We start from the raw sequence: 21,752 nt of genomic DNA, 5'->3' as shown, positions 1-21,752 counted from the left end.
TTCCATCGGCAGCCCTCTCCAATCCCTTAGGGCGCCGAACCGGGAAAGAGTTCAACTTCCCAAGGATTAGGGGGATTTTCCGCGTTCCAGGCCTGAAAAGCGGCGCCGCGGCCAGCCGTCCCTGCTAACTCCCTGGTGGCGGGCGACGCGAGCAGGGTCGATCCACGCGCCAAAATTGGCGCATCCACTGTCCTGTTATTGAACGAGCAGCCCACTTTTAGCTTGAGCTTCCGCCCAATAACGCGAATCAAGGGGGACGTGGCGAAGCGAGAACGGGTGGGTAGCGGCTGTCCGAGGAAGGCATCCAGGCTAGGCTGCGTGCGTCCCGCGCTCCAGGGCTCAGAACATGCAGGCGATGATAACACAACTTCGGTCCCGTCTGGGGAACACCCTGGACGGACTCGGCCAGATTACTCTCCTGGGCAGCGAGGCATTGACCTCCCTGGTCGGGCGCCGGTGGGAAGCAAGCCATCTGCTTTACCAGATTTATTTCATCGGCATTAAGTCCCTTTCGGTGGTGCTGATCACAGGCGCTTTCACCGGCATGGTGCTCTGCGCGCAAACCTACTTCCAATTCCACAAAGTCCGCATGGACACCGCCACGCTGGCGGTGGTGAGTGTGTCGATGTGCAGCGAGCTCGGTCCGGTGCTGAGCGGGCTCATGGTGGCGGGACGTGTGGGCGCAGCGATGGCTGCCGAGTTGGGCACGATGAAGGTAACCGAACAGATAGACGCCCTGCGAGCACTCGCCACCCACCCAGTGGACTACCTCGTGGTGCCCCGGATCCTGGCCACCACCCTTGTCATGCCTTTGCTGACCACCTGCTCGATCTGCGTGGGAATCGGGGCCGGCTACATCGTGGGCGTTACGCTTCTGGGCATCGATCCGGCCTACTCCTGGCACAACATGGTGCGCTACACCTCGGCGGAGGACGTGGTCATGGGACTGATCAAATCAGTGATCTTCGGAGGGCTTATCTCGCTGATCGGCTGCTTCAAAGGGCTGCACTGCCATCAAGGGGCCGAAGGCGTGGGCAAGGCCACCACGGAAGCCGTTGTGTTCAGCTCCATCACCATCCTCATCAGCAACTTTTTTCTCACCATGTTGCTGACCCGCATTTTCGCCAGCGAATGATCGAGACTCGAAACATTCGCAAACGATTCGGCACCCAACAGGTCCTGGCCGGGGTCGATCTCAAGATCGAATCCGGGGAGGCGGTGGCCATCGTTGGACGCAGCGGCTGCGGCAAAAGCATTCTGCTCAAACACCTCATCGGCTTGCTCGCCCCGGACGAGGGGCAGGTGCTGATTGACGGCCGGGAGATCGCCCACCTGCCGGAACGGGAGCTGCTCGAAGTGCGTCGACAGTTCGGTCTGCTCTTTCAAAGTGCCGCGCTCTTCGACTCCCTGACCGTGCACGAAAACGTGGCGTTCCCGCTACGGCGCCAGCGAAAGAGCAGCGAAGCAGAAATCGGCAGGCGGGTCGCGGAAGCGCTGGACATGGTCGGACTCCCAGGCACCGGAAACAAGAAGCCGGCCGAACTGTCCGGGGGGATGCGTAAGCGGGTGGGCTTGGCGCGGGCGATCGTCTACCGGCCCAGCATCCTCCTCTACGATGAGCCGACCACGGGACTCGACCCGATCGCCTCCGACAGCATCGACCAGCTGATTCGGCAACTCTGCCACCAACTTAAAACCACCACAGTCGTGGTGACTCACGACATGCGCAGCGTCAGGACCATCGCCGGGAGGGTTCTCCTCCTCCATCAAGGACGGATCTACGCCAATCAAGGGACCGCCGAACTCTTTGCTTCGGCGGATCCGATCGTCCACCAGTTTGTTAACGGCATCGCCGATCGCAAAGACACCCCGACTTGATTCAACCCACCCATGAGCGACTCCCGAATCTCCACCAAAGTTGGCATCTTTGTCCTGATCAGCCTCACGTTGTTGGGGTTCCTGATCCTCAACTTTTCCAAGGGCCTGTCCCTGATCCATCCGACCTATGTGATCAAACTGCGGACCTCGGATGTCGGAGGAATCAAGCGTCAGGCCCAGGTCCTGCTGGGCGGACTCAAGGTCGGCACCGTTGCGGAGCTCTCGCTGGCGCCGGACGGTAAATTGGTCGTCCTCAGGTTGGAAATCGACCGACGCTACCCACTGCGACAGGATGCCCACTTTTCGATTGAGCAATCGGGATTCCTAGGGGATCAGCATGTGTCGATCTACCCCCAAAGCACGACCGCTCCCTTGCTCGGCGACGGAGCAGAGGTTCGCTGCGAGGAACCGTTCAACCTGCAGGACGCCGCCAAGGCTGCCACCGGCTTCATCCAGCGGATCGACCAAACCGCCCATCGACTCGATGAGGCCATCGCCCGCGTCGACCGGGTCGTGCTCAACGAAACCGCCCTAAGCAACATCAACCTGAGCATTTCCAACTTCAAAACCCTCTCCCAAAAAGCGGTGCGCATCGCGGATGAAGTCGAGTTGTTGGTATTGACCAACCGACCGAGTCTGACGGTGTCGGTGACCAATCTCCAGCGCTTCACCGAGGAGATGAACCGTCTCGCGACCAACCTCAATGGAACCGTCCAGGAAAACCGGGACGAGATAGGGACCGTCATTCAGACCCTTCAGTCCTCCACGAAATCGCTCGATGAACTGCTCAAAGGCCTCCAGGCAGGCCAGGGACTCGCCGGAGGACTACTCCGGGATGAGGAATTGCGAGAGACCGTAATGCAAACCATGATGAATTTGAAGACGCTGAGCAGCAACCTGACCCGCTATGGGATTCTTTACAAACCCCGACCGGTCAAAAAGGATCCCTCTGGTCCTCCCGAAGGCACCAAAGGCTCCGGCTTGCTTCGCCGATGAACCTTTGGCCGATACGGCTCTTTTTTCTCCTGCTCTGCGCTGCAGGCGGATACTCCTTGAGCCAAGTGCATCCTACGCTGGTTGAAAACGGCCGGCTTGGACTGTTGGTGGGTTGCACCCTCGGGGGCGTGGTCATCGGCATCGACGAAATGCTGAAGGGGTTCTCCCTGCGAGCCTTTTCGGCGGCGACTTTCGGCCTGATTTTGGGAACGCTGATCGCCTGGATGGTGGATCAGTCACGGCTGTTCGAATACGCCGATGAGCGCCAGCGCTGGCTGATTCGCGTGTCCCTGTTCCTCAGCTTCGGCTACCTGGGCATCATCCTCGCCATGCGAAGCAACAAGGAGGACTTCGCGCTCATCATTCCCTATGTGCGCTTCACCCGGGAAAACAAGCCCGAGATGCTGATGATTCTGGATACCAGCGCGATCATCGATGGCCGCATCGCGGAACTGGTGGAAGGGAGGTTCTTTGAGGGGATCCTGGTTCTGCCCCGCTTTGTGCTGAAGGAACTGCAACAAGTCGCGGACTCGGCCGATGCCGCCAAACGGATGCGTGGACGCCGCGGCTTGGAGATGCTCCAGCGGCTGCAACAGAATCGAAGCATCGAAGTGCGCATTCACGACTCGGAGTTTCCCGACGAAAAAGAGGTGGACAGCAAGCTGCTCCGGCTGACTCAGACATTGGACGGCCGACTGTTCACGACGGACTACAATCTGTCCAAGGTGGCCGAGCTGCAGGGCATCCCCTGCCTGAACCTGGCCTTGCTGGCCAACGTGATGAAACCGGTGATACTCCCGGGAGACACCCTGCAGTTGAAGCTGGTGCGGGAAGGCAAGGAGCGCGGGCAAGCCATCGGCTACCTGCCCGACGGAACCATGATTGTGGTGAACCAGGCTCAGGGCCTGGTTGGACAAACTACCCAGGTGCAAGTATCGAGCTTGCTTCAGACGGGAGCTGGAGTGATCATTTTCGCAGATCTGAAAACCGCGCTGGCCGCCTGAGGTCGTCGCATTGCCGAGAGCCTATTGCCACCTGCACGCGCCTATGAAACTCGTCACCATTCTAAACACCTTTCAGCCGATGGAGGCCCAACTCATCCGTTCGCGTTTGGAAGCCGCGGGGTTCCACCCCGAAGTGGTCAATGAACTCTCTGCGTTTAGCGTGGAGGGCTATTCCATGGCTACCGGGGGAATTCAGGTGAAGGTCCCCGAGACCGAGCTGACCGACGCCACCGAGCTGCTGGCAGCTGACAAGGCAGCTGAGAATTAATCCACTCCCATGACCAAGTCGCTCCTGAAATCACTCCAATCCCTTAAGCGACAGATGCGGCCCGGAGAGCTGATCCTGGACCCCGCCACCTGCGCAGACTACTCCGGCGACAAGTGGTTCGCTCGGCATCAGCCGGATGCGGTGGCTCGGCCGCGCGACACCAAGGCCGTCGCTCAACTGCTCCGCTACGCAACCCGCCAGGGTATCCCCGTCACCCCAAGAGGAGCCGGCTATGGCTATGTGGGCGGCTGCGTGCCGGTGCAGGGAGGGATCGCGTTGTCCTTGGAGAAGCTGAACCGGATACTGGAAGTCAACCCGCAGGATTTTGTCGGAGTCGTGCAACCCAATGTGATCACGGCTCAGTTTCAGGCCGAGGTTGAAAAGCGGGGCCTATATTACCCGCCCGATCCGGCCAGCCGGGCGGACTGCAGCCTGGGTGGCAATATTGCCAGCAATGCCGGGGGCCCGCGCTGCTTGAAGTATGGCGTGACTCGGGACTATGTACTCGGCCTGGAAGTGGTTAGCCCCACGGGCAGCATCCTCCGGCTTGGCAGCCGCACCCATAAGAACAAGACCGGGTTCGACCTGCATCGCCTCTTCGTTGGAAGCGAGGGCATGCTCGGAGTGATCACCGAGGCAACCTTGAAGCTGATCCCCCTGCCCCCCTACCGCGCCTGCATCGCCGTCGGGTTCAGTCACATGCGCCAAGCCATCCAGGCGCTCCACTCCGTGTTCGCCCAGGGTTTCCTCCCCTGCGCCCTCGAAATTGCCGACTCGTTCACACTGAAAGCGGCCCGCCAGCGGACGGGTAGCCAGGATCTCGAAGGATGCAATGCCCTCGTGATCCTCGAACTTGACGGTCAGACGCAATCGGTGCGACAGGAGATCCTGGCCGTCGAGAAACTGGTGCGGGCCTTGCGTCCTGTGTTCATCAAACGAGCCCTGGGGGCCGTTCAGAGCGAAAAGCTCTGGGCCGTCCGGCGCGAGTTTTCATATGCACTCCGGGATACGGGGCTTACCAAGCTCAATGAGGACGTCGTGGTCCCTCGAGGGCAGCTTGAGGCTCTGTTCGCCCTGGCCGCCCGGCTGCAGAAGAAGTTCGGAATCTCCATAGCGTCGTTCGGCCATGCGGGCGATGGCAACATTCATGTCAACCTGATGGTGGACCTCGATCAACCCGGAGCCAAGGTGAAGTCAGAACAGGCGCTCGACGCCCTCTTTCAAGGGGTGCTGAAGCTGGGCGGCGTGGTCACCGGCGAACATGGCATCGGCATCGCCAAACGACCCTGGTGGAACCTCGCCGTGTCACCCGAGGTCAACGAACTGCATCAAACGATCAAGCGAGCCCTCGACCCGGCTGGCATTCTGAATCCAGGTAAGTTCTTGAAGCCCTCGTAGCCCGCCGGCCCCAGCCCTCAGGCATGGAAACGCCTAAACGTTTCCCTCTCAAGCTCGGCCTGAAATCGCCGAATACTTCCTCGGGTGTGGGCCTTGCTTCTATTCGTCGGAACACGTCAGAGCTGGATCGGGCATGTCCCGAGACGGGTTCGATACGTACTCCAGAGCCGTTTCACCACGTGCTCCCAGCCTCTGGCCCTGCCGGCGAGCCGGCTGATCGCCAGCGTGCTGCTCCTCCTGGGGCTTTGCCTGTCGGCAGCTGAAGCGACAGGGGCGGGCAAAGGAGAAGATGAAGGACTGAGTGTCGATGCCCTCAAGGCGATGTCCCTGGAGGAGTTAAGCGAGATTCCCGTGCTCATCGTGTCCAGCGCCTCCAAGCGTGAGCAACGCTCATCGGAAGCGCCCGCCTCGGTCAGTGTCGTAACGCGGGAGGATATCCAACACTTCGGGCATCGTACGCTCGGAGATGTGCTCAGCAGCGTGCGCGGATTCTACGTGAACAACGACCGGTCGTACTCCTTTTTGGGAACTCGCGGAGCCCACTTCGCCGGCAGTTACGGAGGACGCACCCTAGTCTTGGTGAATGGGCACCGGATCGCCGATCCGATCTATGACACCGCCCCGATCGGCTATGAGTTTCCCGTCGATGTCGATCTTATCGAACGCGTCGAAGTGGTGCGGGGACCCGGCTTTTCGATCTATGGCAACAACGCCTTCTTTGCCGTGATCAACGTCGTCACCCGGACGCCGGCTTCGGTGGATGGCGGCGAGGTTTCCGGGGGCTTGGGCAGCTACGACACCTTCTCCGGACGCCTGACCTACGGTCGCCAGTTCACCAATGGCCTAGCCATGCTTCTGTCAGGAACCCTGCTGGACCGCGCCGGCCACTCGGAACTGTTCTACCCGGAATATCGCGCTGAAAACGGGGGCATCGCTCGCGACATGGATCATGAAAAATCGCGCAACGCGTTTATGTCGCTCAGCTATGCCGACTTCACGCTCAGCGGCGCCTGGTCGGAGCGAACCAAGCAGGTCCCCACCGCGCAATACGGCAACGTCTTCAACGACCCTCGCTATCGACTCAGGGACATGCGCGACTATCTGGAAGGAAGATACCAGCGCGCCTTCGGCGAAAGTTGGGAGGTCATGGGGAGGCTCTACCTGGACCGCTATCGCTACGGTGGAGTCTACCCTTTTCCCAGCTCCGGCCCCGCCCCGCCCAACCCAGTCTCCTTCAACATCGACGACGCCCTGGCGTGGTGGTGGGGCGGAGAGGCGAACGTCAGCAAAACACTGTTCAATCGCAACAAGATCCTGGTAGGTACCGAGTTCAACCTAGGCCTCGAGGTCCAGCAAAAGAACTACGATCTGGACCCACGCGAGATTTATGTGGACCGAAAGACAGGCTTTCGCAACTACGGGGTCTACCTTCAAGACGAACTTTCCCTGAGCCAGACCCTCCTTCTGAACGGCAGCATTCGGTACGATCACTTCAATACCTTTGGGGGTGCCATCAACTTCCGGGGCGGGGCTATCTATCAGCCGTGGACCGACACCACCTTCAAATTGGTGTACGGCCAGGGCTACCGAGCTCCGAATGCCTATGAGCTCTACTACGTCTCGTCCATGTCGCTTTCGGGAACGAATGTGGGGCCTGAGCACATCCGATCCCATGAGCTCGTGATCGAACAGCGCCTCAGCCCCAATCTGAGCCTGAGCGCGAATCTCTTCTACAACGTGCTGGATGACCTTCTGACTCAGCACGATTTCTCCGGGCTCATCGGCTTTGACAACGATCAGTCGGCCAACATGAAGGGATTTGAGGCCGAACTGGAAGGACGCTGGCGGCACAGCCTTCGAACTCGCCTCGCTTACACCTACGCTTCGGTAACGGATGGCGGGACAGGCGCCTGGCTACCAAACTCGCCCAAGCACATGGTGAAAGCGAGCGTTAGTGTGCCACTCTATGAGGAGAAACTCTTTGCCGGCCTGGAAATCCAAGCCCGGAGCAGGAGTCTGGGGTTCGCCTCCAAACCAGGCGAAGGCGGGCATGTGACCGTCAATTTGAACCTCTTCAGCCGAGAGTTGATTCGGGGGGTGGAGGCTTCCGCAGGCATCTATAACCTGCTGGATACCGCCTACGGAGTGCCCGTCACGGACGACTTCGCCCAATCCTCAATCCTTCAAGATGGTCGGAGCTTCAGGATCAAGGCGACCATACGCTTCTGAGCATGGGACCAAGCCTTCAACGCAGGCCAGACGCCCTCCGGAGAGGGATGAGAGCCATCTGCGCTGAAGCGAAAAGACCCCGGCGGCGGCGGGCCCCTCCACGAACCCGCTGGGCCATGTGGTTCGCTTTGGCCTTCCTCTGGGCTCTGACGTCGCTAGGCAACGCGGCAACGCCACCCTCCATCGAATACCGGGTCAAGGCGGTGGCACTGCTGAATTTCACGAAGTTTACCCAGTGGCCAGCGGCCAGCTTCGCAACCCCAAAAAGTCCCTTGATCATCGGGATTTGTGGGGACGATCCTTTTGGATCCGCCCTCCAGGAGGCGATCGCCGGAGAGACCGTCAACGGCCGCCCTCTGGAAATCAGAAACGTTTCCAGCGACAGCCCGATCCAGGACTGCCACCTACTGTTCATCTCACGATCTGAAACCGCCAGGCTCAAACGCGTCCAGGAACTGGTCGCGGGCAAGCCTATCCTGACCATCAGCGAACTCGACGGCTTCCGGGACTCCGGAGGGATGATTCAGTTCGTCCTGCACGATAACCGGGTGCGATTCGACATCAACCGCGCCGCAGCCATGGAATCGGGCTTGGTGTTTAGCTCGCGCTTGTTGGGGGTGGCGCGATCCGTGACCGGGAAATAGCTATGGGACGCGCTCTACAGAACCTGCCATTCCGCCAGAAGCTGACACTGGCCCTGACCGCAACCTGCGCGATCGTGCTCACCTTCGCCTGCGCGACTTTGTTCTTGTTCCAGTTCGTAAGCATTCGCAGGACAATCACCGATGACCTGACTAGCGTTGCCAAGATCACCGCCGCCAACACGACGGGCGCGGTGGCTTTTCATGACGAGAAGGCCGCTGAAGAGGTCCTGCGAGCGCTGCAGGTCAAACCCGAGATCTTCTGCGCCCACATCCTCCTCGCCGATGGTCAGGAGTTCGCTCACTACGGGGCCGACTCCGAGGATATCGACGCTCACAAGTTTAGCGAGGGAGATGCCACCCAATTTGCCGACGGGCAAATCATCCTCTCTCACCCGATTTTGCTGGAAGGCAAACGTCTGGGCACTCTAGTCATCCGCTCCGACTTTACCGGCACCCGAAGGCACCTTCTGCGACTCTACGGCGGGTTGCTGGCAGCGGTCTTGGCGGGATCGCTCATCTTGGTGCTCCCGCTCGCCGGACATATCCAGAAAGCGGTGGCCAAGCCAATCCTCGATCTGACGGACACGGCTCGCCGAGTCTCCGAACAGAAGGACTACAGCGTGCGGGCCAATCGAAGTAGTGATGATGAACTGGGGGTCTTGACGGATACTTTCAACCAGATGTTGACCCGAATTCAAGCGAACGACGAGATCCTGCGCAAAATCAACAGCACACTTCAGGAGGAAGTAACGGAACGAACCCGGGCTCAGAACGATCTACGGCAAAGCCAGCAGCGATACGAGGTCGCGGTCATGGGCTCCAGCGACGGGCTCTGGGATTGGAACCTCGAAACCGATGAGTTGTACTTTTCGCCGCGCTGGAAGTCGATGCTCGGCTATGGGGAAGCAGACTTTCCGAACACCCTGGACGGTTGGAAGTCTCACCTCCACCCGTCCGATCGCGAGAGGGTGCTTCAAGTGGTAGACGATTACCTTTCGGCACCGGCGGGGAAAGTCTACGAGGTGGAGTTCCGAATGCGTCACCAGGATGGCAGCTACCGCTGGATCCTGTCGCGGGGAGCAGCCCTGCTCGGGGACAACGGCCACGCAGTGCGGTTCGCCGGTTCCCACACGGACATCACCACCCGAAAGCAGGCGGAGGAGGAGCTCGATCGGATGAACAAGCAGTTGGTGAACCTGTCACACCAAGCCGGCATGGCAGAGGTAGCCACTGGCGTGCTTCACAATGTCGGCAATGTGCTCAACAGCGTTAACGTCTCTGCGACGCTGGTCGTCAATCAGCTCGAGCAATCCAAGCTTTCCTCCTTGAGTAAGGCCGTGGAACTCATGCGGCAGCATGAGGGAAACCTGGGCGACTTTCTCCAGAACCATCCCAAGGGTAGCAAGTTACTCGGCTTTCTTGACAACCTCACACAGGCCTTGGTTGGTGAGCGTGATCGGGTCATGGAGGAAGCCGGGAGTATGAGTCGCAATGTCCAGCACATTAAGGAGATCGTGGCTATGCAACAGAGCTTCGCGAGGGTTTCGGGACTCATCGAGTCCCTGCAGCCCGCCGAACTCCTGGCGGATGCGCTGCACATCCATCAGTGCGCACTCGACCGGCACGGAATCAGGGTTCTCCGCAATTACTCCGCCGTGCCCGCGATTGCCGTGGACCGTCACAAGGTTCTGCAAATTCTCATCAACCTGATCGGAAACGCGAAGCACGCGGTAACTCATTCGCGGTCCCAAGACCGGCTAGTAACGCTCTCGGTCGCTTCGGCCGGTCCGGGACGAGTGCGGATCTCGATCGAGGACAATGGAGTGGGGATTGCCCCCGAGAACATGACACGCATTTTCCAGCACGGCTTCACCACCAAAAAGGATGGCCATGGTTTCGGGCTTCATTCAGGCGCCAATGCAGCGGCGGAGATGAATGGAACCTTGACCGCCCGCAGCGAAGGACTCGGGCGAGGCGCCTCCTTCGATCTTGAGCTGCCCGTCGCCCAGGGCCAAACGCGTCCCACCACCATCCTCAACCCAGCGTTGGCGGCATGACGAATCCCACAGAACAACCCATGGACAAACCTTCGCCTGAAACGACAACGCCTCGTGCCAAAACGGACACGATGAACCGTCGCTACCGAATTCTCATCGTCGACGACAATCCTACCATCCACGCCGATTATCGCAAGATCCTCACGCCGGCCGGTGCCTCCACCCAGCTGGACTTGGAGGAGCGTGATCTGTTCGGAGATACCGAGTCGGTGCCAGAGTGGAACGGGAGATTTGACGTTGACTATGCCTTCCAAGGCAAGGAGGCGCTGGACCTGGTGGTTCAGGCGCTGCAGAACAAGGATCCCTATGCGGTGGCGTTTGTGGATGGAAGGATGCCGCCCGGTTGGGATGGCGTTGAGACCATTTCCAATCTCTGGGAGCATGCGCCCGACTTGCAGGTGGTCATCTGCACGGCCTACTCGGATTACTCCTGGAGCCAGATACTGCATCGACTCGGTCGCAATGACAACTTCGTCATTCTCAAGAAACCCTTCGATCCCGTGGAAGTGCTCCAACTTGCCCACGCGTTGAGCCGAAAATGGCACCTCTATGGGCGTGTGCGCCAGCAGATCGTAGATCTCAATGGAGTGGTTGATGAGCGGACGGCCGAACTCCAGAAGACTAACGCCCAGCTTCAGGCCGCGATTCAGGAACTGGCCGAGGTCAGCCGCATGAAGAGCGAGTTTGTGTCCAACATGAGCCATGAGCTCCGAACACCGCTAAACGGCATCCTCGGGATGACCGAGTGGCTGGAGGATACGAACCTCACCGCGGAACAGCGTGATTCGGTCGAGACCATCAAACAGAGCGGCAATTCCCTGCTTAAAATCGTGGAAGAACTCCTGGACTTCTCCAAGATCGATTCGGGTAACATCGCCATTCAGTGTTCCGAATTTCATCCCCGAGCGGTTCTGGATCGCATCACCGCTTTCTTCCAGCAGCAAGCGGCCGCCAAGCACCTCAATCTAAAAGGAGAAGCAACGTCTGACGTTCCTGAGGTGCTGTTCGGGGACGCCCCCCACCTGGCTCAGGTGCTGCTCCATCTCACCAGCAACGCGATCAAGTTTACCGAAAAGGGAACCGTGCGCCTTACACTCTCGCTCCATTCAAAGAGCAGAGACCAAACCTACCTGTCCGTGAAAGTGCAAGACACGGGCATAGGCATCTCCCACCAGAAGCTGGCCAAGTTGTTCAATCCTTTTGTGCAAGCCGATGGCTCGTCGACCCGACGGTTCGGGGGGGCCGGGCTGGGATTGGCGATCTGCCGTCGACTGGCAGATCTCATGGGTGGCACCCTGACGGCTGACAGTGCGCCCGGTTTGGGATCGGTGTTCACTCTCACCATCCCGTTTTACAACTCGGCCCACGCAACCAGAACTCAAGCGGCATGAACACCTCCCTGCGACATCGCGTTCTCATTATCGACGACACCTTGTCGATCCACGAAGATATCCGGAAGATCCTCCGCGCTCAGAGGACCAGTGATCAAGCCTTGGAGGATCTGGAGTCCGAGCTGTTCGAAACCACTACCAAGCACCAAGCGCCGCTTCAAGTTGACACTGAATCGGCTACGCAGGGTGCAGAAGGTTTGTTGAAGCTTGAGCAAGCGGCAGCGAGCAACCAACCGTTCGCCTTGGCCATTGTCGACATGCGAATGCCTCCCGGTTGGGACGGCATTCAAACGATTCAGCGCCTTTGGGAGAAGGATCCTACACTGCAGGTGGTTCTCTGCACAGCCTACTCCGACTACACGTGGGAGGAGATCGTGTCCAAACTAGCTCACCCGGAGAATTTACTGATCCTCAAGAAGCCTTTCGACAACATTGAGCTGCTCCAAATTGTTCACGCCCTGACTCGCCGCTGGGAACTGGCTCGTGCGGCAGCCTAGGCTGCCGTCTCGCGTGCATGTTCAGGCGGGGAGTCGTCCTGCGCGTGAGTCCCACCACCGGACTGAGTGACGTTCAGGGGAAGCTCCAGGGTAAACTCCGCTCCGCAATCGATGCCCAGGCTGGAGACGGACAGCGCCCCCCCCATCTCCTTCGCGCTATTCGCCCCGCTGTGAAGCCCGAATCCATGCCCCGTGGATTTCGTAGTGAACCCATGCTGAAAAATTCTCAGCTGGTTCTGCGCTTCGATACCCTCACCGTTATCCGCAACTTGTATCCTGAGCTTCGTGCCATCGAGGCTCTTTTGGATGCGCAGGGTTAAACGACGGTCCAACGGCCGCTTCAGCAGCGCCTGCTTGGCGTTGTTCACAAGATTGATGATGATCTGGAGGGTTTTGTGCCGATCCAGGAAGACCTCCGGGACGGGGTCGTATGCCCGAACCACCTCGATTTGATGGCGCGCCAGCGACGCGGATGACAGCCTCAACGCATCTTCCAGCAAGGTCTCGACCGAAAGCCGCTCCATCACCCCGGACAGTTTGGCATACGACTGCTGAACCGCGACCACTTGCTTGATGTGTTCGATGTTGCGTAGCAGCTGGTCCAGCTCATCCGACCAGGCCTTTTGTTCGCGGTTGAGTTGCTCCGACAGCCCGATAAGAAACTTGGGCAGCTTTTGGCCCTTGGGGTCGTGGGTGATGAAGTGACCGATCTGATCCAGGTTCGACCGCAGAAGTTCGGCAGCCTTCGTGAAGCTCGATGCTCGTGAGGCCCTCAGTTGGTCCAGGAGGAGGTTTGCCGACACATTAACGCTGTTAAGCACGTTCCCGATATTGTGAAGCACTCCCGTCGCAATCTCCGACATCCCGGCTTTGCGCGAGGATTCCACCAGGCTTGCTTGCAACTCCCGCATCGCTTCGTCGGTCTTCTTCCGCTCCCGCAGGTCCTCAGCCAGGCAGATCCAGTCCACAGGCTGATCATCCTCATCGCGCACAGCCGACATGGACAGGGAAACCGGGATCAGCACGTTGCCATGGGCTCGAAGCACGACATCCTTGCTCAACACGGCTGCCAAAGGCAGGCTTCCTCCCGACGGAAACAACGCAGTCCAAGCCAGACTGTCCAGCTCGTTGGGACCGATGTTCAGGAGCCGCTCACAGGCCCGGTTCGCCGAGCGAATGAAGCCACTAGGCGAAACAACAATCAGAGGAAGCGGGGTGTTTTGCAGAATGGCCTCAACGTAGTCCCTGGACAGGGTGGTCCGATGAAGATCCTCGCACATGCGGTTAAAGGCGTCGGCGATCTCTCCCAGCTCGTCCTTCTCACCCGTGGGCAAGCGAATCCCGAGCCCCCCCTGTCCGAGAGATGCAACTGCCTCACGGATGACGGCGAGCCTTGCTACCAGCGATCGAACACTCCACCAAGTGAGCCCAGCGACACAGCTGGCCGCGAGACACCAGAGCAGGATGATACTGGTCACCGTCCGACCGGCCTGGGCGCGGGCCTCGATCGCGGCCACAGCAAGATCACCCTCCGCTTGAGACAAATATAGGTTAAACGAGCGACTCAGCTCAGCCAAAACCAAATCCAGCTCTCCCTCCAGGTAAATCCTGGCTTCAGAGGGCGAACCCTTTACCTTGGTGTAGAAGGTCTCCAAATGTGGACGAAAGTTGGCCAGCTGCCGGTCGAGCTCTCCCAGATGTCTGGGCGATTCGACTGTGCCGGCATCGCGCATGCCTCCGAAGCTCTCCCCCCGCCCTACCGAAGACGAAGTTGCTCGGGCGGCCGTTGCACAATTGGACAGGTAGGTCTGCAAACTCTGATATTCAGTCAGTGCCCCTGCCCACTGCTGATCCAGATAGCTGTGTCCCTGCTCATCCCCCTCCCCCAATCGCTTGCTGGTCGAGAGCATGGCGCCTAACTGATTCTCCAATCGAGCCAGCGTCGTTACCATTTTCGCGGCGGTCCCAGCCTGCACAGCGCTGTTGCTGCTCAGAAAGGAGATGCTGGACTCCATGTCTTGGATCATGCGTACCGCCAGCCAACTCACCAGGCTGCCCACGAGGAGCAAGGAGCCGAGCGCACACAGAATTCGTTGACGAATGGACATGATCTAAAGTTAACCGAAGTTAGGACCACAGGCGGAGTTCATCTCGCCCACCCTTAACAATGATATCGTCCTGATTTACAACTCCTTGAACGGCAGTACTCGGGTCCACCTGTCATGCGTGGCCGCAACCCCGTTCTGAGATCGAGGGCAGAGACCTGCCACAACAAGAACTCGCTGCCAGAGCCATAGCTAGCCGGGTTCCTCCCCCCCGCCCTCCCCTCTCCTTCCCCGTTTGCCTCCTTGGGGACTTCAAGCGAGTGCCGATTAAGGAAGGGGACAGCGTCCGCTGGTTTCCCTGAGGAATGATGTTTAAAGCCCCAGAGTCCATAGACCCCGGCCCGCGCAGAGGCTGGCCGACGCTTCAACGGCAAGCACTCCAGCCCGACAGACTGGGGGTCCTTCTTGCGCTGGCGCTGGCGCTGCTCGGAAGGCCGCTAGAAGCTCAAACCCCGCGGGACGATGGCCGGATGTCCTCCCGTCCGCTCACGGTGGCCCCCGCTGCAAAGCTCACCGTCAGGCATGTGCTCACCAACTCGGTTCAAGGGCTCGCCTGGAATCTCAAAGACCAGCAGCTTTACCTAGCAGTCGTGGACGATGAACTCGATGTTAGCCAAGTCCTGCGACTCGGCGTGACGGGTCCGCCTGCGCTCTGGCTGGAGCACGCTCAGGGATTGTCCGGCATTGTGTTCGGTCGGCGGGGACACCTGCTCGGAGCCCAGATCTCGGGTCATCGCATCGTGAAGCACTCCGTGGGAAAACGCGGGCCTCGCAGCCTCGAGGTGATTCTGGAGGAACCCACGCTCAACCAACCCAACGATCTGTGCGAGGCACCCAACGGTGACATTTACTTCACGGATCCTGATTTTCTCCGCCACGCTCGGAGCGCCGTCTACCTGATGCGGCCCAAAGGAGAACTTCTCCAACTCATCACGGAGATGCCGCTGCCCAACGGGTTGGCGCTGTCCCTGGACGCAACAACTCTCTACGTTTCGGATAGTCACGATCGGCTGTGGCGGAGCTATCCCATCATGGCCAACGGCGTCACCGGGCCAGGATCGGTTTTCTTCAATCCCCCCACCGAAGATCGCACCCCGCCCAACGGCATGGCCCTTGATGCCGATGGAAACCTGTACCTCACGGGTCGCGGAGGTGTTTGGGTGGTAAACTCCGCAGGAGAACCTTTGGGGCTGATCGAGATTCCCGGGTTCTGCTCGGCGGTCGCTTTCGGCGGTCCGGACGGCAATATCCTGTTCGTCGCCTCCGAACAAAAGCTCTACTGTCTCGAAATGCGGGTGCAGGGTGGACGTTGGCACCGTCCCGCCAAAACGCAGCCGAAACGCAGCGCTTCCGAGCAGCAGCCTGTCGCGACGGTTCCGAAGAGCTAACAAAGCACCATGGGGGTGCACAGCCGGACTTGCGTCCGTTAGGGGCAAGTCCGCCAGCCTGCTAGGCCGAACCTAAAGATGGTCATTCTTCGATAGATGTGGTATGACTACTCTGTCACACGCCCTGAGCACCTGTAGTTCTCTGGCGCGCGTGCCGTGATTCAACTGAAATGAGACGTATTCTGGTTAGCCTGGTGAAGTGGGTGTCGTGTTCGTTGATGTGCCTCCTCCCCGCGGAGGGAGCGACGCTGTTCAGCACCAACGCCGCTTGGAAGTATTTCAAGGGAACAGCCGAGGCATCCACGCCCCGAGAAGCGTGGCATCGACTCGACTTTAACGATTCCGCCTGGGCCCAGGGGCCGGCCCCCCTGTTCTATGGAGATCCCCTGTCCGGAACCGAGCTGTCGGATATGCGCGGGCTGTACACCTCCGTGTTCTTGCGCCGCCTCTTCCAGGTGCAGGGAGCGGCAGGGATCAGCCAACTCGATCTCGATGTCTACGTCGATGACGGTTGCCTGATCTGGATCAACGGCACTCTGCTCACCCGTGAGAATGTGCCGGATGGCGACCTGACATTTAATAGAACCGCCAGCAGCGCGGTCAACGAGGGCACGCTACCTTTCCGACGCTCATTCACCGTCCCCTCCCCTTCGAGTTACCTGCGCGAAGGAACCAATCTAATGACAGTGCTCGCCTTCAACGCCTCGTTGAACGACAGCAGTGACTTCCAGTTCAGCGCCGCGCTGCGCACCGCAGTGGCCGACGTGATCGCACCCGCTGTCTCGTCCAAATCTCCACCGCCAGGCACGGTCTCCGGATTGGGCGAGATCACCGTCGTCTTCACTGAGCCCGTCTTCGGTGTCCAAGCGGAAGACCTCTTGATCAACGGCTCACCAGCATCCGCCGTCACCGGCGGAGACAACACCTACACCTTCTCCTTCACGGCGAGAAAGTCCGGCACCGTCAACGTGACTTGGGCCGCGGCTCACGGGATTACCGACCTCGCTCAGCCCCCTAACGCATTTATCGCTACCGCGACCGGTTCTACCTGGGCCTACCAGATCCAGGATATCACCCCTCCGCGCACCGATGCCGTGCTGCCCATTCCCGGCACACTGATCCGAAGGCTCACCAGCATCGAAATTCAGTTCGATGAACCGGTCTCCGGGGTCGATGCCGGGGATTTGCTCGTCAATGGCCTGCCCGCATCGCAGCTCACCGCTCTGTCCCCAACCGACTACCTCTTCGCCCTCCCGGGGTTCCCGGATGGCTCCGTCCAAGTCCGCTGGAAGGATACTCATGGAATCCGGGATCTGGCAGCCACGCCCAATGAGTTCTCGGGTGGTTCCTGGAGTTACACCCTGGACTCGACAGCCGCGCTGTCGGATATCGTGCTCAACGAGTTTCTCGCGGTAAACGCGAAGGGGCTTCGAGATGAGGACGGGGACGCCTCCGACTGGATTGAGATTTATAACGCAGGCACCACCCCCGTGGATCTCTTTGGCTTTGCCCTGACCGACGACCCGGAAAATTTGGCCAAATGGAAGTTTCCGCACCTCACTCTCAATGCAAACTCCTACCTGGTGGTCTACGCCGATGAGAAGGATCGGGTCAACCCGACCGCCCCCCTTCACACCAATTTCAAGCTCGAGCGGAACGGAGAGTACCTGGCTTTGGTGCATCCGGATCGAGTCACGATTGCCACCCAGTTCCGGCCTCAGTATCCGGCGCAGCGCGAGGATATCAGCTATGGGCTGGATCCCACGACGCGGCTAGATCCGGTGCTCTTCGCCACCCCCACACCGGGAGCACGCAATTCCGTGCGCGGCGACGGTTTCACCGCCGATGTGATTTTCTCCCATCCCGGGGGCACCTTCAGAACCCCGTTTTTGCTCAGCCTCAGCACCAGCGATCCGCTGGCGCGAATTCATTACACGATCGATGGCACCCTGCCCACCACCAACTCGGTGAGATACACCGACCCGATCTCGGTGAGCACCAAACGGCGCGTCCGAGCCCGGGCCTTCGCCCCCGGGAAAATCCCAAGTCCGGCCAGGTCGGAGTTCTATTTGCCGATCGCCTCCACGGCCGCCACCGCCAGCTCCGATATCCCCATCGTGGTGATCGACACATTTGGGTCAGCGGTTCCCAACGACGGAGACCTGCCGGCGTTCATGGCCGTTTTTGAACCGGGAGCCAACGGGCGCACGTCCCTGACCAATCTGCCCGTGCTCACGACACGGATCGCCATGGATAAACGAGGCTCCAGCACCCTCGGCAACGCGAAGGCCAACTACAACGTGGAGGCCTGGGACGAGCTCAACGCGGACAAAGATATCGAGCTGCTCGGGTTACCCCCTGAGTCGGATTTCGTCTTCCACGCCCCGTTCTTCTTCGATCCTTCGCTCATCCACAACCCGCTAGCCTTCGAGGTGAGCGACCAGATGGGACGTTACGCTCCGCGCTATCGATTCGCGGAGGTCTACGTCAACACCGGCACCGGCTCCCTGGACTCCAGTCACTACGTCGGCGTATACAACATCCTTGAAAAAGTGAAACGCAGCGACAAGCGGGTAAACATCGCCCGGCTCGATGCCGTGGACAACCAGCTTCCTGCGCTGACGGGCGGCTATATCTTCAAGGTCGATCGCACTGACCCAGGCGATGCGGGATTCAATGCGGGAGGCCAGCAAGCGGCCTACTTTGAGCCCAAGGAAGTCGAGTTGCGCACGCCCCAACGCGCTCCCCAGCGCGACTACCTGACGCAGTACCTCAACCGCTTTGCGTCCGCCCTGAACAGCGCCAGCTACACCAACCCCCTCACGGGCTATGCCGCCTACATCGACGTTCCCGCTTGGATCGATCATCACCTCATCAACGTGATGACCTTCAATGTCGATGCACTCCGGCTCAGCACATTCATGCACAAGGACCGCGGCGGACTTTTGGTAGCCGGGCCGGTGTGGGATTTCGACCGGGCCATCGGTTCCACGGACGGACGCGACAGTGACCCGCGCATTTGGAGTTCCGGCGGCGGCACCGACTTCTTCGGCTTCGCCACCCAGGCCTGGTGGGGGCGATTATTTCAGGACCCCGACTTCTGGCAGCGCTGGATCGATCGCTGGCAGGAGCTGCGCCCGAATACCCTCAGCGTCACCAATCTCAACCGCATCATCGACACCCTGAACGCAAAGGTCGTAGAGGCCTCCGTGCGCGATCTCGCGCGCTGGCAGCAGGGCAAGCGCGGTGGAAATCAAGCCGGCGAAATCGCCTTTCTCAAAAACTGGTTGAGCCGCCGACTGAACTTCATCGACACCAACCTACTGGCCAGACCAACGCTCGGGCGACTCGCGGGCGAGGCGCTTCCAGGAACATCCCTCACCCTCACGGGACCTTCCGGGGCACGCGTCTATTACACGACCAATGGAACCGACCCGCGCCTCCCCGGAGGAGGAGTCTCACCAGCCGCCCTGGTGTACAGCGCTCCGCTCACCATTAATGGAGTGCTGGATATACGAGCACGATGCTTCAACGCGGCCCATCGGAACCTGACCGGCTCGGGAAACCCGCAGATCAGCAGTTCTTGGTCCGGCCTGACCAGTGCGCGCTACACCACCTTCCGGATTGTCCGTCCAGGTGATCTGGCCCTCACGGAGATCCATTACCACCCGCTCGCTCCGTCGGCTGCCGAGCTCATCCAAAATGGCAGCTGGACAGCCTCCAGTTTCGAGTTTCTGGAACTGAAGAACATCTCCGCCCAGACCGTCGATCTGCATGGCGCACGATTCACCAAGGGGATCGATTTCAACTTCAGCACGAGCTCGATCATTCTCCTCCCAGCCGGGTCGACGCTGGTGCTCGCGGCCGATACGGAGGCGTTCACCGCGCGATACGGAACCGCCCTTAAGCCTGCTGGAATCTTCCGTGATTCGCTCGATGATTCCGGAGAGACCCTGCGACTTGAGAATGCGCTGAATCAGGAGCTGTTCGAGTTCAACTACCAGGATGGCTGGCACCCCGTCACCGATGGGCTGGGTTACTCTCTGGTGATTCGTTCGGAAACCACCTTGGAGAACGCCTGGGACAGCGCTGCCTCCTGGCGTCCGAGCGCAGCCATCCAAGGTTCACCTGGCTCCGTCGATGGCGAGCCGCCAGCGATACCCACCGTGCTGATCAACGAGGCCCTCACCCATACGGATCTACCGCAGCTGGACGCCATCGAACTCTACAATCCGACCGCTGGATCGGTGTCCATCGGACGATGGTATCTCAGCGATGACCGCAACGATCCACGGAAGTTTCAGATACCCGCCGGGCGGACTCTTCAACCGCTTGGCTACGCCGTCTTCGATGAATCAGATTTCAACGCGGCGGCCGCAGGAGACCGGGGCTTCCGCCTGAGCGCGCTCGGCGATCAGATCTGGCTGTTTGCCGCCGATGACGCCGGGGTGATCCTCCCATACTCGCACGGATTCGATTTTGGTGCGTCCTTCAACGGGGTTAGTTTTGGCCGGCATGTCACCAGCACCGACCGGGAAGAGTTCCCCTCCCAAAGGATCACCACTCTGGGCGCGGCGAACTCAGGACCAAGGATCGGTCCGATTCTCATCACCGAGGTGATGTATCATCCGCCCGACCTGGTGGTCGGCACCAACCGTCTCGACGACACCCTCAGCGAGTTCATCGAGCTTCAGAACCCAGGCGCTACGCCGGTAAGTCTCTTTGACCCAGCCTATCCCACCAACACGTGGAGATTGCGCGATGCCGTGAGCTACGAGTTCCCAACCGGCACCACGATCCCTGCTCGGGGCTTCGCCTTGCTCGTCGGGTTTGACCCCGCCACGAATGCCGCGGCGCTGGCCTCGTTTCGGGCCAAGTATTCCCCACCCACGACGGTTCCGATCTTCGGCCCTTACGAGGGCAAGCTAGACAACTCGAGCGACAGCGTGGAACTGGTGGCTCCAGACGAGCCCGTGCTTCCGCCGGATATCAACCAGGGGAACGTGCCCCGGATCCTGATCGACAAGGTTAGGTATTCCCAGAGCTCTCCCTGGCCCACCAATGCGGACGGAGGGGGCGCATCGCTGCAGCGCCGAAGCCCCGCGGCCTATGGCAACGATCCGGCCAACTGGTATACCACCACGCACACCGCCGGCCGTCCCTCGGATCTTGTTTCCGCCGACAGTGATGCCGATGGGATGCCGGACGCTTATGAGGACTTCTATGGTTTCGACCGAGCGAATCCTGGTGACGCTGGTTTGGATGCCGATGGCGACGGCCTCACGAACCAGTCGGAGTTCATCGCGGGCACCCATCCAAGGGAAGCAACCAGCCGATTGCGTCTGGAGAGTGTGGAGCTGAGCACTGACGGTTCCCAAGTGCGGATCCGTTTCCAGGCGGTCGCGGACCGATCCTACTCAGTCTACCGCAAGACGTCGCTCGCCGGAGGCGGCTGGGAGAAGGTCCTGGACGTGCCGGCCGCGGCCGCCGATCGGGCATTGACGCTGACCGATCCGGACCCCGTGTCATCAGGTGAACGCTATTACCGGCTCACGACTCCCGCGCAGCCCTAAGGGACCGTGCAATAATATATTCGGGTTCGGGCGGGAGCGCTGCCGGCCAGAAGCGCTGAATAAGAGGTAGGGCGAAACTCGGTTGAGCCCATAAGCGCTTCAGGCTTGGCTGTGCCAAGAGGGCGACCGCACTCCAAGACGCTTCGCGAAACGGCTACGCTTTGTGGAGTTGATCGGGCACCGATCCGACGAGGGTTATAGTTCCATAGTCCTGTAGCCCTCTACAGCTTTTCAGGACCAGACGGAGTCGGGTATCCCCCGCCAAGAGACACGGATCTCACCCACTCTTAACCCGAACTGCGGCAAACAACACTTTGACTTTTG

General features: G+C 59.9%; 14 protein-coding genes. 13 read left to right on the top strand and 1 reads right to left on the bottom strand.

Features of this window, described 5'->3' with window-relative positions; all coding sequences use genetic code 11:
• The first annotated feature begins 355 nt into the window (after positions 1 to 355).
• From JNN07_00170 to JNN07_00120, 11 genes are all read left to right on the top strand, one after another.
• Positions 356 to 1,135 carry an ABC transporter permease gene (locus tag JNN07_00170; GenBank protein ID MBL9166135.1) on the top strand — a complete coding sequence of 260 codons (780 nt, stop codon included), beginning with the start codon at positions 356 to 358 and terminating at the stop codon, positions 1,133 to 1,135.
• Positions 1,132 to 1,878: an ABC transporter ATP-binding protein gene (locus tag JNN07_00165; GenBank protein MBL9166134.1), complete on the top strand. Its 747-nt coding sequence runs from the start codon at positions 1,132 to 1,134 to the stop codon at positions 1,876 to 1,878. Before JNN07_00170 ends, JNN07_00165 begins: the two co-directional genes overlap by 4 nt.
• Positions 1,879 to 1,890: 12 nt before the next feature.
• The gene (locus JNN07_00160; protein ID MBL9166133.1) at positions 1,891 to 2,874 is read left to right on the top strand and encodes an MCE family protein; all 984 of its coding nucleotides are present in this window, start codon (positions 1,891 to 1,893) and stop codon (positions 2,872 to 2,874) included.
• A complete protein-coding gene (locus JNN07_00155) occupies positions 2,871 to 3,878 on the top strand; it encodes a hypothetical protein (GenBank protein ID MBL9166132.1) in 1,008 nt (335 codons plus the stop codon). Before JNN07_00160 ends, JNN07_00155 begins: the two co-directional genes overlap by 4 nt.
• Positions 3,879 to 3,921: 43 nt before the next feature.
• A complete protein-coding gene (locus tag JNN07_00150) occupies positions 3,922 to 4,146 on the top strand; it encodes a DUF2007 domain-containing protein (protein MBL9166131.1) in 225 nt (74 codons plus the stop codon).
• Between the two features lie 9 nt (positions 4,147 to 4,155).
• Entirely contained in the window at positions 4,156 to 5,544 is a 1,389-nt protein-coding gene (locus tag JNN07_00145) for an FAD-binding protein (protein MBL9166130.1), read from the top strand.
• 84 nt (positions 5,545 to 5,628) lie between these two features.
• On the top strand, positions 5,629 to 7,773 hold the full coding sequence (locus JNN07_00140) for a TonB-dependent receptor (protein ID MBL9166129.1): 2,145 nt from the start codon (positions 5,629 to 5,631) through the stop codon (positions 7,771 to 7,773).
• Positions 7,774 to 7,889: 116 nt separating this feature from the next.
• The gene (locus JNN07_00135) at positions 7,890 to 8,417 is read left to right on the top strand and encodes a YfiR family protein (GenBank protein MBL9166128.1); all 528 of its coding nucleotides are present in this window, start codon (positions 7,890 to 7,892) and stop codon (positions 8,415 to 8,417) included.
• A gap of 2 nt (positions 8,418 to 8,419) precedes the next feature.
• On the top strand, positions 8,420 to 10,474 hold the full coding sequence (locus JNN07_00130) for a PAS domain-containing protein (protein MBL9166127.1): 2,055 nt from the start codon (positions 8,420 to 8,422) through the stop codon (positions 10,472 to 10,474).
• Between the two features lie 20 nt (positions 10,475 to 10,494).
• Positions 10,495 to 11,865: a response regulator gene (locus JNN07_00125; protein ID MBL9166126.1), complete on the top strand. Its 1,371-nt coding sequence runs from the start codon at positions 10,495 to 10,497 to the stop codon at positions 11,863 to 11,865.
• Positions 11,862 to 12,362: a response regulator gene (locus tag JNN07_00120; protein ID MBL9166125.1), complete on the top strand. Its 501-nt coding sequence runs from the start codon at positions 11,862 to 11,864 to the stop codon at positions 12,360 to 12,362. The genes JNN07_00125 and JNN07_00120 overlap by 4 nt, the downstream gene beginning before the upstream one ends.
• On the opposite strand, the gene JNN07_00115 is transcribed toward JNN07_00120, so the two are convergent.
• Positions 12,359 to 14,470, bottom strand: coding sequence for a HAMP domain-containing protein (locus JNN07_00115; GenBank protein MBL9166124.1), 2,112 nt, complete (start codon positions 14,468 to 14,470; stop codon positions 12,359 to 12,361). The two genes, JNN07_00120 and JNN07_00115, sit on opposite strands and share 4 nt — an antisense overlap.
• 302 nt (positions 14,471 to 14,772) lie before the next feature.
• Here JNN07_00115 and JNN07_00110 point away from each other — a divergent pair, with 302 nt between their 5' ends.
• Positions 14,773 to 15,855 (top strand): SMP-30/gluconolactonase/LRE family protein, encoded by a 1,083-nt coding sequence (locus JNN07_00110; protein ID MBL9166123.1) that lies wholly within the window; start codon positions 14,773 to 14,775, stop codon positions 15,853 to 15,855.
• A 170-nt stretch (positions 15,856 to 16,025) separates the two neighbouring features.
• On the top strand, positions 16,026 to 21,428 hold the full coding sequence (locus tag JNN07_00105) for a CotH kinase family protein (GenBank protein MBL9166122.1): 5,403 nt from the start codon (positions 16,026 to 16,028) through the stop codon (positions 21,426 to 21,428).
• Positions 21,429 to 21,752: the final 324 nt, after the last annotated feature.

The sequence above is a fragment of the Verrucomicrobiales bacterium genome (assembly GCA_016793885.1).
Classification (GTDB): domain Bacteria; phylum Verrucomicrobiota; class Verrucomicrobiia; order Limisphaerales; family UBA11320; genus UBA11320.
This window is presented reverse-complemented; position numbering and strand designations above follow the sequence as displayed.

Coding starts and splice junctions, on each gene's coding strand:
- JNN07_00115 (MBL9166124.1), bottom strand. CDS start 14,470: ATGTCCATTCGTCAACGAATTCTGTGTGCGCTCGGCTCCTTGCTCCTC.
- JNN07_00150 (MBL9166131.1), top strand. CDS start 3,922: ATGAAACTCGTCACCATTCTAAACACCTTTCAGCCGATGGAGGCCCAA.
- JNN07_00135 (MBL9166128.1), top strand. CDS start 7,890: ATGTGGTTCGCTTTGGCCTTCCTCTGGGCTCTGACGTCGCTAGGCAAC.
- JNN07_00160 (MBL9166133.1), top strand. CDS start 1,891: ATGAGCGACTCCCGAATCTCCACCAAAGTTGGCATCTTTGTCCTGATC.
- JNN07_00165 (MBL9166134.1), top strand. CDS start 1,132: ATGATCGAGACTCGAAACATTCGCAAACGATTCGGCACCCAACAGGTC.
- JNN07_00105 (MBL9166122.1), top strand. CDS start 16,026: ATGAGACGTATTCTGGTTAGCCTGGTGAAGTGGGTGTCGTGTTCGTTG.
- JNN07_00145 (MBL9166130.1), top strand. CDS start 4,156: ATGACCAAGTCGCTCCTGAAATCACTCCAATCCCTTAAGCGACAGATG.
- JNN07_00130 (MBL9166127.1), top strand. CDS start 8,420: ATGGGACGCGCTCTACAGAACCTGCCATTCCGCCAGAAGCTGACACTG.
- JNN07_00110 (MBL9166123.1), top strand. CDS start 14,773: ATGATGTTTAAAGCCCCAGAGTCCATAGACCCCGGCCCGCGCAGAGGC.
- JNN07_00120 (MBL9166125.1), top strand. CDS start 11,862: ATGAACACCTCCCTGCGACATCGCGTTCTCATTATCGACGACACCTTG.
- JNN07_00155 (MBL9166132.1), top strand. CDS start 2,871: ATGAACCTTTGGCCGATACGGCTCTTTTTTCTCCTGCTCTGCGCTGCA.
- JNN07_00125 (MBL9166126.1), top strand. CDS start 10,495: ATGGACAAACCTTCGCCTGAAACGACAACGCCTCGTGCCAAAACGGAC.
- JNN07_00170 (MBL9166135.1), top strand. CDS start 356: ATGATAACACAACTTCGGTCCCGTCTGGGGAACACCCTGGACGGACTC.